Here is a 13,893-nt window from a genome sequence, read left to right as displayed (position 1 = left end):
TTCCGATTTAATCGGATACGATTTATATGGATCGCGACATCACAAACTCCGGAGACGCCCGTGACCCGCACCTCCAAGGCCGAGACCAAGGGCCGAAAACTCTCGAATTTTCTGTGCTTTGCGGTCTATTCGGCCAATCTGGCCTTCGGCCGCGCCTACAAGCCGATCCTGGATGCGGTCGGCCTGACCTACACCCAATACATCGCCATGGTGGCGCTGTCGGAAGGGGATCAGCAGACCGTCAGCGCGCTCGGCGAGAAGCTGTTTCTGGAATCCAACACGCTGACGCCGATCCTCAAGAAGCTGGAGCAGAGCGGCTATATCAGCCGCGTCAGAGATCCCGCCGATGAGCGGCAGGTTCGCGTGAGCCTGACGGCGGCGGGCCGGCGCCTACTCGACAAGGACATCAATGTGTCCCTGGTCGAAGCCACCGGGCTCGGAGACGAATTTCCCGTCGTGCAGAAGACCGTCGCGAGGCTGCGCGACAATCTGCTGCGCAACACGCGCGCCGATCCGAGGAAGGGATGATCCTGCGGGCCAAACCCGATCCTGAATTTGCTCTAGCCAACGAGCTCAGGAACTGCGGGTCGCGACGCGCTCGTCCCACTTCGATCCGATCCAGGGTGCACGGGCCCCGGCAATTTGATGCGAACAAGAAGGCCGTGCCGCGTGTTGTCGTGCAGCGACAGCTGGCCGCCATGCCCGCACACCATGGCCTGCGCGATCGAAAGGCCAAGTCCGAAGCCGCTTGTCTCGTCCATGGTGCGGGCCTCGTCTCCGCGGACGAACGGCTTCAGCATTTCGGCCCGGCGGTGCTCTGGAATCCCCGGACCGTCGTCCGAGACATCGATGGTGGCCTGATCGGCTGACGCGGTCAGCCGGATATCGACTTCGCTACCGAACCTCAGGGCGTTCTCCACCAGGTTGGTCACGGTGCGGCTGATCTCGCTCGGGCGGATCAGGAGCGAAGCCCTGTTCGGGCCCTGGTAGCGCACGACGTGACCGCAATCGGAGAATTGCTCGCAGATCGTCTGCAGCAGCGCAGCGACGTTCACAAGCGTCGGCTTCGCCGCGCTGCCGCCGCTCAGGAATGACAGCACGGATTCCAGCATCGCCTGCATCTGATCGAGGTCGTGCAGGGTCTCCGCGCGCTGGGCATCGTTTTCGATATATTCGGACCTGAGCCGCAACCGGGTGATCGGCGTGCGCAGGTCGTGACTGATGGCGGCGAGCATGCGCGTGCGGTCATTCATCAACGTGGTGATGCGTTCGCGCATGCGATTGAGCGCGACTGCTGCGGCGCGGATTTCCTCCGGGCCGGTCTCCGGCAGCGGCGCGGCCGCCTGGCTGATGCTGAAATTCTCGGCGGCGCGGGCGAACGCGGACAGCGGCGCGCTGAGCGCGCGGCCGGCCCACACGCCGAGCAGCGTGACGCTGACGAACAGGAACAGGAATGTGCTGACCCAGAATCCGCCGAAGAAGGGCGGCATTTTCGTCGGGCCGATCGTCGCTTCGAACAGGGCTCCGTCCGGCAACCGAGCCGCCGCCGGCGCTGTCTTCGAGGAAAACTCGTCGATATCGTCGACGCCGGGCGGCTCTGACGAAGCACCGTCAGACGAGCCCGGACCTGCGTCGCGCAATGTGAGGTGCAGGCGAGGAAAGGCTCGATCGGCCGCGCGCAACAGCGTTGCGCGATCGGCCGCAGGGGCCTCGGCCAGAAGCTTGGCAACCAGCTGGAACTGATGGATCGGCCTGTCCGCGAACGATCTCGGCTTCTGGCTGACGAAATAAAGCCCGATCAGCGCATGGATGAGCACCAGCGACAGCAGGATCAGCGCGGCGATCTGGCCACTGATCCGGTGGAAGCTGAAAAGCGCGGCAATCCTGCGGGTCCAGCTCATGCGTCCTCCACATGCGGTGTGAAGATGTAGCCGCCGGTGCGTACCGTCCGGATCACCGACGATCCTTCGCTCGTATCGAGCTTGCGGCGAAGCCGGCTGACCAAGACGTCGATGCTGCGCCCGAATGGACTGGCCGGCCGGCTGCGCGTCATGGTCAAGAGGCCATCGCGCGTGAGGATCCGGCCGGGTCGCTCGCAGAACGCCTGCAGCAGGTCGAACTCCGCGCTGGTCAACGGGACCTGGGCGCCGTCGGGATCGCGCAGTTCGCGCAGGCGAAGATCGATGGTCCAGTCCTGGAAGCGCAGGCGCGCGGCGCTTTGGCCCGAGCGCCCGGCAAGGCCGGCCTGGGCCTGGCGGCGCAGCACCGCGTTGATCCGCGCCAGCAGCTCACGCGGATTGAACGGTTTGGCGAGATAATCATCCGCGCCCATCTCGAGCCCGAGGATCCGGTCGAGGTCCTCGCCTTTCGCCGTGAGCATGATGATCGGGATCGTCGAGTCGCCGCGCAGGCGGCGACACAGGGTCAATCCATCCTCTCCGGGCAGCATCAGATCGAGGATGACGAGATCGAGCGAATGCCCGGCGAGGTAACGATCCATTTCCCTGCCATTCGAGGCCGTGGCCACCAGGCAGGATTGGTCGCGCAGGTAGCGGGCAATCAGGTCTCTGGTCGGCAGATCGTCTTCGACGATCAGGATCTTCGGAGTGTTTGCAAGCATGATCCGCGACTGGGTCCTCATCATAACGTCATTGGCGCGCGTTCCAGCGCGCTCAGCCACCAATTGACCAGCATAGGCGTCGCTTGTGGGCGGCATTGCGCCTTTTCGTAAGCATAGTGTTTCTGAACTGTAAGCGTCGCTCGCAGCCCGAAACAATTCGCGATGCTGGCTGCGTCGCATCGCGCTCACAGTCCCAAACCACTGGAAATAATTCCGCAACCCTGCAGCCACACCGCAGCCATCACCATCCCGTCACAACGGGCTTGTTGTTCGCGAGGTGTGGAATGAAGACGTGGCGGGGCTTTGTCGCGGCGATCGTGCTGTCGGGCTTTTCGATCCCGGGGACGCCGGTGATATGGCCATTGTTGGCTCCGGTGGCGGCCCAATCGCTTGATGCGATCACGGTCGAAGGCAACCGGAGGGTAGAGGCGGAGACCATCCGCTCCTATTTCAGGCCGGGGCCCGGCGGCCATCTCGATCAAGCTGCCATCGACGACGCCCTCAAGGAGCTGGTCGGGACCGGGTTGTTCCAGGACGTCATGATCAATCAGGCGGGCGGCAGGATCGTCGTTTCCGTGATCGAGAATCCGGTGATCGACCGCGTCGCGTTCGAGGGCAACAAAAAGATCAAGGACGAGCAGCTCTCGGCCGAAATGCAGTCCAAGCCGCGGGGCACCCTGTCGCGGCCGATGGTACAGTCGGATGCACTGCGGATCGCCGAGATCTATCGGCGCTCAGGCCGCTACGACGTGCACGTCACGCCGGAGATCATCGAACGCTCGAACAACCGCGTCGATCTCGTCTTCACCGTCGATGAGGGAGCGAAGACCGGCATCAAGACCATCGCGTTCATGGGCAATAACAGTTTTTCGGCGGCGCGCCTGAAGGACGTGATCAAGACCCATGAGACGAACTTCCTGAGCTTTCTCGGCAATGCCGACATCTATGACCCGGATCGGGTCGAGGCCGACCGTGACCTGATCCGCCGTTTCTACCTGAAGCACGGTTACGCGGACGTCCAGGTCGTGGCTGCACTCGCCGAGTATGATCCGGAGCGCAAGGGTTTTCAGGTGACGTTCAAGATCGATGAGGGGCAGCAGTACCGCATTGCGACGGTCGGTTTCCGCTCGAATATTGCGGGCTTCGATCCGACGACGCTGCGTTCATTGTCGCGCGTCAGCGAAGGCTCGCTCTACAATGTCGAGGCGGTCGAGAAATCGGCCGAGGACATGCAGATCGAAGCGTCGCGCCGCGGCTACGCCTTCGCGGTGGTCCGTCCGGACGGTGACCGGAATTTCGAGGCCCACACGGTGGGGATCGTGTTTCGCGTGGAGGAGGGGCCGCGCACCTATATCGAGCGGATCGACATTCGCGGCAACGGCCGCACCCGAGACTACGTGATCCGGCGTGAGTTCGATCTCTCCGAGGGCGATGCGTATAGCCGCGCGCTGGTCGATCGCGCCGAACGGCGGCTGAAGAATCTCGACTACTTCAAGACCGTCAAGATCACCACCGAGCCCGGCTTGACGAGCGATCGCGTGGTGTTGGTTGTCGATCTGGAGGAAAAGTCGACCGGCGATTTCTCCGTGTCGGGCGGTTATTCCACGACGGACGGCGCGCTCGCCGAGGTCAGCATCTCGGAGCGAAATCTGCTCGGCCGCGGCCTGTTTGCCAAGGCAACGGTCAGCTACGGCCAGTACTCGCGCGGCCTGTCGCTGTCCTTTGTCGAACCGTATTTGCTCGACTATCGCGTCGCGCTCGGGCTCGATGCGTATTACAAGGAGCAATTGCCGACGGACTACACGACCTATGGCGTGAAGACGATCGGGTTCTCGCCGCGGCTCGGCCTGGCCTTGCGCGAAGACCTGACCCTCCAGCTGCGATACTCGCTCTATCAGCAGGAAATCTCGCTCGATAGCGCCTACGCGAACTGCAACAACAATCCGTCCAACCCGTTGCTCGCGTTCAATCCGACGCCTGCCTACATCCAGAGTGTGCTCGGCGGCGTCGATCCCACCAACTCGGTCTCGTCGGGGCTGTATGGATATGGCTGCTACGGCGACGGCGAATCCACCTTGCCGGTGCGCAAGGAGCTGGCCGCAGGGGCGACCTGGACCTCGCAGATCGGCTACACCCTGAGCTACAACACCCTCGACAACAACAAGAACCCGACCGACGGCCTGCTGATCGACTTCAAGCAGGACTTTGCCGGCGTCGGCGGCGACGTGACGTATCTGAAGAGCGCGGTCGACGCGAAATACTATACGCCGCTGGTGTCCGACCTGGTCGGACTGATCCACCTGCAGGGCGGCCTGCTCACCAAGGTCGGCGACAACGATCTGCGCATGCTGGATCATTTCCAGATGGGGCCGAATCTGGTGCGCGGCTTTGCCACCAACGGCATCGGCCCGCGCGACATCACCTATGCGAGCCTTGGCGCGGTCGGGGATGCGCTCGGCGGCACCAAATACTGGGGTGCGTCGATGGAGCTGCAGATGCCGTTCTGGTTCCTGCCCTCTGAGGTTGGGCTGAAGGGGGCTGTCTATGCGGACGCCGGCTCGCTCTGGGGTTATCAAGGCCCGACGTCGTGGGCCGCGACCGGCGAGGTGAATACGGCTGCTTGCAAATGCGGCCTCCAATACGACGACGGGAACGTGGTGCGAACCTCGGTCGGTGTCGGCCTGATCTGGGCCTCGCCGTTTGGCCCGCTGCGCTTCGATTACGCCGTGCCGCTCACGAAGGGTAAATACGACATCGTGCAGGAGTTCCGGTTCGGAGGCGGGGCGTCGTTCTGAGCCGACGATTGCTCCGCTTGCCGGACCGCGCCGCGGGTTGCGGCCAGCGTGACGCCTGCCATGCCGCCCTGCGGCTTGCGGTATCAGGCGAAGCGGGGCAGGCTGCATTGGTTCAATTTCCGATCCGAGGCAATCCATGTCACGCGTGTCAATCAAGACCAGGAACGACCTGCCGGGCGAGCTCAAGCCGCTGTGGGACAAGATGACCACCTATGGCGCGTTCGAGAACCAGGCCGGCGTCATGGCGCAGCGCCCGCCGATCTTCAAGCACATGTGGTCGCTGCTGGTCGATCTCGCCGACGAGGCGGTGGTCTCGAAGCGGCATCTCGAGCTCGCGCTGGTAACGGTATCGCTGCTCAACAAGTGCGATTATTGCGTGTCGCACCATGCGCCGAAGCTCGCGATCCAGGGAGTTTCGGAAGCGGGCGCCGAACGGCTGCTCGACTATCAGGATCATCCCGAGCTCGATGCGCTCGACAAGCTCGTGGTCGAATATGCGATCGCCGTAACCAACAACTGGAACAAGACCCGCGACGAGATCTTCGCACGGCTGCGCGAACATTTCTCGGAAGCGCAGATCGTCGAGCTGACCTGGCGGATCGCGCTGTGCGGCGCCTTCAATCGCTTCAACGACATCTTGCAGCTCGACGTCGAGCAGGGCGTTCCGCAGCGCGAGGCCGCGGAGTGACGGCCTGATCAGGCCTCAGTCAGGATGCCGCCGCCGAGCGTCGCCAGCACGAAATCGGCGCGCGCGGACGGCGATACCTTCGGCAGGTGGATCACGTCGTAGCCGAGCGTTGGAAGCGTCTCCATCAGCCGCCGATACTCGGCCATTGCGGCCTCGAAGCCGTGCCGCCGCTCCGGATCGGTGAGGTAGATCTCGGGCCACGGCGGCGTCATGAACACGCATCTGTGGTAGCGATGGACGGAGCAGGTCGGGTGCAGCACCGGCTCGCCCGTCAATGCCTGCAGCGCCGACGCCGCGTCGACCAGGCCGCGATCGAAGAACACCCATCCGGAATGGGCTTTGGCCATCTCCATATCTTTCAGTGCGACGTCAATGGCGCGATGCAGGAATGCTGCCGCATCGACCCACGGCAGCGCCTTGCCGCCGGACGCGAGCTCATGGGCGATGATACGGCGGCCGGGCTCCTCGACGACCGGATAGCCGCGCGCACGCAGATCGGCCAGCAGCGTCGATTTTCCGGCGCCGGAGCAGCCGGAGATCAGGACGAAGCGGTTTTGCAAGAGGTATCTTTTCATCAATCGTCACACCGCATGAACGAGCACTCCGCGAACGCGGGTTGCCCGATAGGCTTGAAATCTTGGGGAAGAAGGCGCGCGGAAATTCTCGACGCGCGGAGTGAGCATAGCCTCGAATGTGACGCAAATGGGGGCGCGCTTGACGAATTCTTCAGTGCCGCGCCGATAACCTCGATCAAGCATGGTTGTATCAAGCTTGAAGGGACGACGTACATGGCATCACGCTCGATCATCTGCACGACGCTCGCGCTGCTAGTCTGCGCCGCGGTGCTGCAGCCTTCGTGCGCAGCGGAATCCGGCGAACCGATCCGCGTCGGCGCGGTGCTGCCGTTTTCCGGCGGGGTCGAGCTTTACGGCCAGCAGGCGAAACTCGGGCTCGATCTCGCCGCCAAGGATATCAACGCGGTGGGCGGCATTCTCGGCCGGCCGGTCGAGGTTATCTATGTCGACGACAAGACCCGGCCGGGTTCGGCCGCTGAGGCGATGCGCTCGCTGGTCGAGAAGCAGGGCGTGCTGGCGGTGGTCGGTCCGATCACCTCGCGCAACCTGAATGCGCTGGTGCCGCTTGCCGAGAGCTCGAAGACGCCGCTGCTCTATGCCACCAATTACGAGGGCGGCAAATGCAGCCGCTATCTGTTTTCGTTCGGCGCGGTGCCGAACCAGGAGCTCGGCCAGCTGCTGCCCTACATGACGCAAACCTTCGGCAACACGTACTTCCTGCTCGGCGCCGACCGGGTCTGGCCGCACCAGATGTTCGGCATCGCGCAGCCCTTGATCGAGAAGCTCGGCGGCAAGGTGGTCGCGACCAAATACACGCTGGGGACGGAGACCGACTTTTCACCGCTGATCAAGGAGGTCGCGGCGAGCAAGGCCAAGGTGCTGTTGTTCGCGCTGAAGGGCGACGGGATGGATTTCATCCGGCAGGCCGACGAGGCCGGATTGCTAAAGGACATCACCGTGGCATTCCTCGGACTGTCCGAGGTCGACCTCGGCATCTTCCGCGGCAAGGGCCAGAACATGGTCACAGTGGTGCCGGCGGTCGCGGCGAGCGAGGATCCGGCCGTCAAGGCGTTCGTGGCGAAGGCGCGCGCCGCCGCAGAGCCGGGTGTCGCGGTGTCGAACTATGTGATGACGCATTACAACACGCTGATCGCGCTCAAGGCGGCGGCCGAGAAGGCCGGCAAGCTCGACAAGGAGGCGATCATCGACGCGATGGCGGACCTCGCCATTCCGTCGCCGACCGGCCCTGTCACGCTCGGTCAGGACCATCAAGCGGCGATGAGCATGTTCATCGCCAGGACGCAGGGTTCGGAACTCGTGCAGGTGCGAGCACTCGGCGAGATCGCACCGAAGCCGGGGTGCAGTCTGGCTGGCCGCTGACCAGAAGGAATATCTCGGTAGCCGCGCCAGACGCCACGCTCGCAAAAAAGTGAGCTGGCGGGCGCGCCAGCTGTCGGTTCCACTCCGGTCCGTTCGTCTTGCAGCCAGAACGAGCTGCATAGGAGTTCCGGAATGAGCAATTCAACCTATCGCTGGGTGATCGTCGCGGCTGGCGGCCTGCTCGGCTGTGTCGCGATCGGCGGCATGTTCTCGCTGCCGGTGTTCCTCCAGCCCATGGCGCGCGAGACCGGCTGGTCGGTGACCGGCATTTCCAGCGCGATGACGATCGGCTTCCTCGCGATGGCCTTCACCAGCATGATCTGGGGCACGCTGTCCGACCGCTTCGGGCCGCTTCCGGTGGTGCTGACCGGATCGGTCGTGCTGGCGGCAAGCCTCGCGCTGGCCAGCCAGACAACATCGCTGCTGGCCTTTCAGTTCGTGTTCGGCGCGGTGGTCGGCGCGGCAACGGCGGCGATCTTCGCGCCGATGATGGCCTGCGTCACCGGCTGGTTCGACACCCATCGAAGCCTCGCCGTTTCGCTGGTGTCGGCCGGCATGGGCATGGCGCCGATGACGATGTCGCCGCTTGCGGCCTGGCTGATCTCCCACCACGACTGGCGCACCGCGATGCTGATCGTCTCGGGCGTGGTCGGCGCGATCATGATACCGGTCTCATTCCTGGTGCGCCGCCCGCCGGCGCTGCAGGGCGACCACGCTGAAGCGGTCTCCGAAAACGGCGAACCGCCGATGTCGCTGGCGCAGGCGCTGCGCTCGCCGCAATTCATCATCCTGATCGCGACCAATTTCTTCTGCTGCGCTACCCATTCGGGCCCGATCATCCATACCGTGAGTTACGCGGTCACCTGCGGCATTCCGATGGTTGCTGCGGTGACGATCTACAGCGTCGAAGGGCTCGCCGGGATGGGCGGCCGCATCGCCTTCGGCCTGCTCGGCGACCGCTTTGGCGCCAAGCGCGTGCTGGTGCTCGGATTGCTGGCGCAGGCGTTCGGCGCGCTCGGCTACGTCTTCGTGCGCGAGCTCGCCGCATTCTACGCGGTCGCCGCGATCTTCGGCTTCATCTATGCCGGCACCATGCCGCTGTATTCCGTGCTGATCCGCGAGAATTTTCCGCTGCGGATGATGGGTACGGTGATCGGCGGCACCGCGATGGCCGGCAGCCTCGGCATGGCGACCGGACCGCTCGCCGGCGGCCTGATCTACGACACCTTTGCGAGCTACACGTGGCTCTATGTCGGCTCCTGGGCGGTCGGCATCGGCGCGTTCCTGATCATGATGACGTTCCGCCCGATGCCGGCGGCGCGGCCCACGGCGGTGCCGGCGCCAGCGTGAGGTTTTAACTCCGTCATGCAGCGCGCCGCTCGGACAGACGCATTGTTCTTGCCGAGCGGCGGGCAAAGGGGCAACGTTGTGGCGTCATTGCATCGGCCGGGCGTCCACGGCTGAATGCCCTGATTGTTGGCACGATGCCAGGCGTATGAGAGCCACTATGTACCGTGATCTCCAATGGTCCCCGGCCGAAAAGAAGATTGCGCGCAAGGCCTATGATTCTGCGGTGGAGTGCGCTCTCGCCAAGGTGATGGTCGAATTCAAGAGCAGGGCCGTTGCGGCAGCGACGCCGTCGGAGATGTGGGAAGTTGGCGAGTATCTGCACCAGCAAAGGAGGGAGCTCGATGAGATGTTCGACTATCGATACTCGCAGCTCCCGCTTGTCTTCGCACGGCTCATCCGAGAACAGCATCTCGACGAGGCGCTGCTCGCGGGTTTGTCGGACGAGAAGCGCCAGGTGATCCGCTCTATTCTTTCACTGGCCGAAAGGTGATCGCAAATCGCTTCACGTGCGGCTGCGCTTCGGTCGCCGGATGGCACGCACCTTGTTGTTGGCGGAGCCGCTTCCGCAGAAGAAGCGGTCGGCGCCGTCGGACTCGAGGCCAGAGACGAACACGCCCTGCGGCATCTCCAGCTTTTCCATGACTTCGCCGGTCTGCGGGTCGATCCGCCGCACGTCGCTTTCATCGCCTTCCCAGGTGCCGTGCCAGAGTTCGCCATCGACCCAGGAGACGCCGGTGACGAACCGGTTGCTTTCGATGGTGCGCAGAACCTTGCCGGTTTCCGGATCGATCTGAACGATGGTGCGGTCGCGATACTGGCCGACCCACAGCGAGCCCTCCGCCCAGGCGAGGCCCGAGTCGCGGCCGCCGCCGGGTGAGGGGATGGTGGATATCACGCGCCCGCTGTTCGGCTCGATCTTCAGAATGCGGTCCTCGGCGATCTGATAGAGGTGCTTGCCGTCGAAGGCGGTGCCGGCATGAGCCGCGATCTCGAGGGTGCGGGTGGTGTTGCCGCTGTCGGGATCGAAGGCGACCAGGCGATCGCCGGCCGCGAACCAGACCTGCTCGCCGTCGAAGCTGACGCCGCCGACGTTCTCCACGCCGTCGAAGGGACCGTATTCCCGGATGATCTCGGCCGTGGCCTTTTTCATGTGCGCTCCTGTCGCCTGGAGCTTCAATTCTGATTGAATCAGAATCGAGGCTCCAGAATCCTGCTTTGACGCGTTTTCTTCACGCGAACCGGTATCCGCTTCGCTCGAAAACGCTTCCGATTGCGCCCCGATGCTAGCCGTTCGGCAGCGGGGCAGGGAGTAACAACGTCGTCGTGAATCCCGGCACCGGCGGCGTCATCCAGCGCCGGGCGCGGGCGCGGCCGACCGACTGCACCTTGCCGGTGGCGGCCAGCGCGTCGAGCGCACGCTGCACGGTGCGCTGGCTCGCCCCTAGTGCGACCGACAGCGCCGAGCTCGACCAGGCCTCGCCGTCGGCGAGAAAAGCCAGCACCGCGGCATGCTCCTCCTCGACCGGCAGCGCCAGCACGGTCACCTCGCGCCGGCCATGCGGCTGGAGCACAAAGCCGTCCGGTGTCGCGCTGAGATCGGCCAGCGGCCGCAGCGCCCGGCGCAGCCGTCCGATCTCGACCCGCAGCCGCGCGCGGTGTGATTCATCGGCATGCTTGCCGCGAAACGCCCGCGCGATCAGGGTGCCGCGCGACACGTCCTGCGGCCACGCTTCGCCTAGCGCGCGGGCAAGCGCGAACAGCACCGGCCGCCGGGTCAGCGAGACCGTCGTGCCGATATCGCGCACGACGTAGCGGCAGGCATCGACGACGAGCGCCTTCGACGCCATCAGGGCTTCGACCTCCTCGAGCAGGAGAGGCCGCTCGCTACCGCGCGCGATCAGGCGCGCCGCGGGCGTGGCGAGCAGGCGCGCGGTACTCTCGACCTCGGCCGCGAGCTCGGCGATGCCGGCGCGGCGCGCGGCTTCCCTTGCGAGGGCCAACGCTTCGCGTGCCGGCTTGGTCTGCAGCCGCCGCATCGCGATTCCGGCGACGACCAGTTCATGGCCGACCCGCAGCGCCGGCGGGAACGGTGCCGGGTCGAGGCCAGCAAGCATGCGCTCGGCCGCATCGAGGCTCCCGATCAGCATCAGGCGGCGAATTTCGAGATAGCCGGCGTGAGCGGCGTTGAGTGCATCGCCTCGTGCCGCGAGCGTTGCGCGTGCCGCGGCGAGGCTCTTGCCGGGGAAGGAAAGGTCGCGCGACACCAGCGCGATCTCGGCCTCCGCGACCACGCAACGCGCCCGCGCGACCGCTTCGCGCGGGCCGAAGGCGCGGCCTGCGCGCCGCAGCAGCTCCTTGGCGCGGGCGAAATCGCCGAGCCGGGCCATCGCGATGCCGCGCAGCGCCAGCGCCGGCGCATCGTCGCGCAGGGCCACCCGTTTCAGTGCGCCGAGGGGATCACCCGCCGCGAGCGCTCGCGCCGCAGCTATGATCAGCGAGTCCATTCGAATCCCGACACACTTGTCACTCTCACCCTCCGAGGCCCGGTCCTAACCTAGCACATGATGACATGGATCATCTCCAGAGAGATCGAACGATGACCGGTATTGAAACACGTGAGGATTGGGTGAGGGGGCGGCTCAGCGGACGCGGGCCCATCGTGGCGCGCTTTCTGTCGCTGGCGGCGGCGCCGACCTTCGCCGTGATGGCGCTGATTGCCGCGATGGCGCCGGCCGACATGATCTGCGGCGCGATGCAGGGACCGCTGTCATTGCAGGGTATGGTCCCGATGTACGCGCTGATGAGCGCATTTCATCTGGCGCCATGGCTGCGCCTGTTCAGATGACCGGCTCAAGTCTCCGGCAAAGTGAAGACCGCGCATGGCCGCGCGATGCCGCGCAGTTCATGACTGCCGAGCGCGACCAGCGGCGTCTCGGTCTCGGCGGCGAGGGCGCCCGAAACCAGCACGGTCTGCTCGAGCGGCTTGCAGAGCCCTTCGAGCCGGCTCACCAGATTGACCGCGGCGCCGATCGCGGTGAAGTCGAGGCGGTCGGCGGCGCCGATATTGCCCCAGTGCACCTCGCCGAGATGCAGCGCCGCGCCGAATGGCAACGGCGGCAAGCCCTGCTTGCGTCGCTCTGCATCGAGATGCGCCATACCGACGCGCGCCGCCGACACCGCGCGCAATGCCGCCTCGGATGCGCTGCGCGCGCTGGTCGTGACCGGAAAGATTGCAAGCAGGCCGTCGCCGATGAATTTCAGCACCTCGCCGCCGAAGGCGTGGATGGCGCCCGCGATGCGGTCGAACCAGGCATCGAGCGCCGCGATCACCTCGGCAGGCGGATGGCTTTCCGACAGCGCGGTGAAGCCGCGGAGGTCGGCGAACAGCAGCGCGGCCCGGATGGTTTCGCCGGTATTACGCCGCAATGGCGATGCCAGCACGCGCGCCGCGCTGCGCCGGCCGAGATACGCCTCCAGCGCCGCCGTCAGTGTCGCGCGCGCCGCGAGCGCGGCGAGCGGCGCGGCCATGAACCGCGCCGCCTCGCGCAATTGATCCGCCTCGGCAGGTGTGAAGGCGCGTGTCCCGATCCAGCCGAGGGTCGGGCCATCCGGCCGCGTTCCAATCGTGCCCTCGTGGATCGGGCCGGGCGCGAGAGTTCCGAGCCAGCGCCGGCCGGCGTCGCCGGATCCGACCATATCGGGCATCGCAAAAGGTTGTTCCGGCGCGAATCCGAGCGCTTCGATGACCTCGCCATTGTCGGCACGCCACAGCCAGGTTCGTCTTGCAATCAGGGGGTGCGGAACCTCGAGCGTCAGAGCGCCGCCGGCAAGCGGCAGGCCATCCGTGATAAGGTGGCTACCGAGGTCCGCCAACAACCGATTGGCGCCCGCGGTTTCGGCGGCGGCGTCGACCAGCCAGCTCAACGTCGAGGACAATTGCATCACACCATCATGGGGTTGACGCACCACTCTTGTCACGAATTATCCCTCAGGACCGACTGTCAATGGAGCATGGATCGATGACTGAAGCCTTCATCGTTCAACGCGAGATCCAGATCGCAGCCCCGGCTGCAACCGTGTTCGCCTTTCTGACCGATCCGCAGAAGATCGTGAGCTGGATGGGGCTAGAAGCTGCGACCGAGACGCATCCCGGGGGCCTCTACTTCCTCAAAGGGCTCGGCAGCGATCGCAGCCGCGCCGCGCGCGGTGCGTTCCGCGAGGTCGTGCCGGTGCATCGTCTCGCCTACAGCTTCGGCTGGGAGGGCAGCGAGGAAGTGCCGCCGGGATCGAGCCTGATCGAGATCGACCTGATGGAGCAGGACAACGGCACGCTGCTCCGCATGACCCATAGCGGCCTGCCGAACGCCGCGCAGTGCGAGAGCCACGACAAGGGTTGGGCGCATTACATGGGCCGGCTCTCCCACGCGGCCGCCGGTCGGGATCCCGGCCCCGACCACGGTCCTGCCAACCGCCATTGACGTCGCG

Annotated in this window: 14 protein-coding genes; 8 read left to right on the top strand and 6 right to left on the bottom strand. The window is 65.2% G+C overall.

Features of this window, described 5'->3' with window-relative positions:
- Window positions 1–30 precede the first annotated feature (30 nt).
- Entirely contained in the window at window positions 31–528 is a 498-nt protein-coding gene (locus ACVWZM_RS43660; RefSeq protein ID WP_456856861.1) for a MarR family winged helix-turn-helix transcriptional regulator, read from the top strand.
- Between the two features lie 32 nt (window positions 529–560).
- Here ACVWZM_RS43660 and ACVWZM_RS43655 read toward each other — a convergent pair whose 3' ends face one another.
- Entirely contained in the window at window positions 561–1,901 is a 1,341-nt protein-coding gene (locus ACVWZM_RS43655) for an ATP-binding protein (protein WP_076831815.1), read from the bottom strand.
- A complete protein-coding gene (locus ACVWZM_RS43650) occupies window positions 1,898–2,620 on the bottom strand; it encodes a response regulator (protein WP_057020047.1) in 723 nt (240 codons plus the stop codon). The genes ACVWZM_RS43655 and ACVWZM_RS43650 overlap by 4 nt, the downstream gene beginning before the upstream one ends.
- Window positions 2,621–2,904: 284 nt before the next feature.
- Between ACVWZM_RS43650 and bamA the strand changes: the two genes are divergently transcribed.
- Together bamA and ACVWZM_RS43640 are read left to right on the top strand one after the other, a co-directional pair.
- Window positions 2,905–5,415, top strand: coding sequence for an outer membrane protein assembly factor BamA (gene bamA / locus ACVWZM_RS43645; RefSeq protein WP_456856358.1), 2,511 nt, complete (start codon window positions 2,905–2,907; stop codon window positions 5,413–5,415).
- Between the two features lie 136 nt (window positions 5,416–5,551).
- On the top strand, window positions 5,552–6,103 hold the full coding sequence (locus ACVWZM_RS43640) for a carboxymuconolactone decarboxylase family protein (protein WP_076831821.1): 552 nt from the start codon (window positions 5,552–5,554) through the stop codon (window positions 6,101–6,103).
- A gap of 8 nt (window positions 6,104–6,111) precedes the next feature.
- Here the strand turns inward: ACVWZM_RS43640 and ACVWZM_RS43635 are convergent, their stop codons facing one another.
- Window positions 6,112–6,678 carry an AAA family ATPase gene (locus ACVWZM_RS43635; RefSeq protein ID WP_456856356.1) on the bottom strand — a complete coding sequence of 189 codons (567 nt, stop codon included), beginning with the start codon at window positions 6,676–6,678 and terminating at the stop codon, window positions 6,112–6,114.
- Between the two features lie 213 nt (window positions 6,679–6,891).
- Between ACVWZM_RS43635 and ACVWZM_RS43630 the strand changes: the two genes are divergently transcribed.
- The 3 genes from ACVWZM_RS43630 (at window position 6,892) to ACVWZM_RS43620 (ending at window position 9,898) form a co-directional block, all read left to right on the top strand.
- Window positions 6,892–8,058, top strand: coding sequence for an ABC transporter substrate-binding protein (locus ACVWZM_RS43630; RefSeq protein WP_057019815.1), 1,167 nt, complete (start codon window positions 6,892–6,894; stop codon window positions 8,056–8,058).
- A 132-nt stretch (window positions 8,059–8,190) separates the two neighbouring features.
- Window positions 8,191–9,408 carry an MFS transporter gene (locus ACVWZM_RS43625; RefSeq protein WP_141342056.1) on the top strand — a complete coding sequence of 406 codons (1,218 nt, stop codon included), beginning with the start codon at window positions 8,191–8,193 and terminating at the stop codon, window positions 9,406–9,408.
- A 157-nt stretch (window positions 9,409–9,565) separates the two neighbouring features.
- Window positions 9,566–9,898 carry a hypothetical protein gene (locus ACVWZM_RS43620; protein WP_018271221.1) on the top strand — a complete coding sequence of 111 codons (333 nt, stop codon included), beginning with the start codon at window positions 9,566–9,568 and terminating at the stop codon, window positions 9,896–9,898.
- A 12-nt stretch (window positions 9,899–9,910) separates the two neighbouring features.
- On the opposite strand, the gene ACVWZM_RS43615 is transcribed toward ACVWZM_RS43620, so the two are convergent.
- Both ACVWZM_RS43615 and ACVWZM_RS43610 read right to left on the bottom strand, forming a co-directional pair.
- Window positions 9,911–10,558, bottom strand: a complete 648-nt coding sequence (locus ACVWZM_RS43615) for a Vgb family protein (RefSeq protein ID WP_057019817.1) — start codon at window positions 10,556–10,558, stop codon at window positions 9,911–9,913.
- A 133-nt stretch (window positions 10,559–10,691) separates the two neighbouring features.
- On the bottom strand, window positions 10,692–11,912 hold the full coding sequence (locus tag ACVWZM_RS43610) for a helix-turn-helix domain-containing protein (RefSeq protein ID WP_076831834.1): 1,221 nt from the start codon (window positions 11,910–11,912) through the stop codon (window positions 10,692–10,694).
- 92 nt (window positions 11,913–12,004) lie between these two features.
- Between ACVWZM_RS43610 and ACVWZM_RS43605 the strand changes: the two genes are divergently transcribed.
- Window positions 12,005–12,253 carry a hypothetical protein gene (locus ACVWZM_RS43605; RefSeq protein WP_411781884.1) on the top strand — a complete coding sequence of 83 codons (249 nt, stop codon included), beginning with the start codon at window positions 12,005–12,007 and terminating at the stop codon, window positions 12,251–12,253.
- Window positions 12,254–12,258: 5 nt separating this feature from the next.
- Here the strand turns inward: ACVWZM_RS43605 and ACVWZM_RS43600 are convergent, their stop codons facing one another.
- The gene (locus tag ACVWZM_RS43600; RefSeq protein WP_229193509.1) at window positions 12,259–13,350 is read right to left on the bottom strand and encodes an adenylate/guanylate cyclase domain-containing protein; all 1,092 of its coding nucleotides are present in this window, start codon (window positions 13,348–13,350) and stop codon (window positions 12,259–12,261) included.
- A 77-nt stretch (window positions 13,351–13,427) separates the two neighbouring features.
- Here ACVWZM_RS43600 and ACVWZM_RS43595 point away from each other — a divergent pair, with 77 nt between their 5' ends.
- A complete protein-coding gene (locus ACVWZM_RS43595; RefSeq protein ID WP_057019819.1) occupies window positions 13,428–13,886 on the top strand; it encodes an SRPBCC family protein in 459 nt (152 codons plus the stop codon).
- Window positions 13,887–13,893 lie beyond the last annotated feature (7 nt).

It is taken from the genome of Bradyrhizobium sp. USDA 4501, from assembly GCF_054062115.1.
Note: the sequence above shows the minus strand (reverse complement) of the source record. Positions and strands in the feature narration are given on the sequence as shown.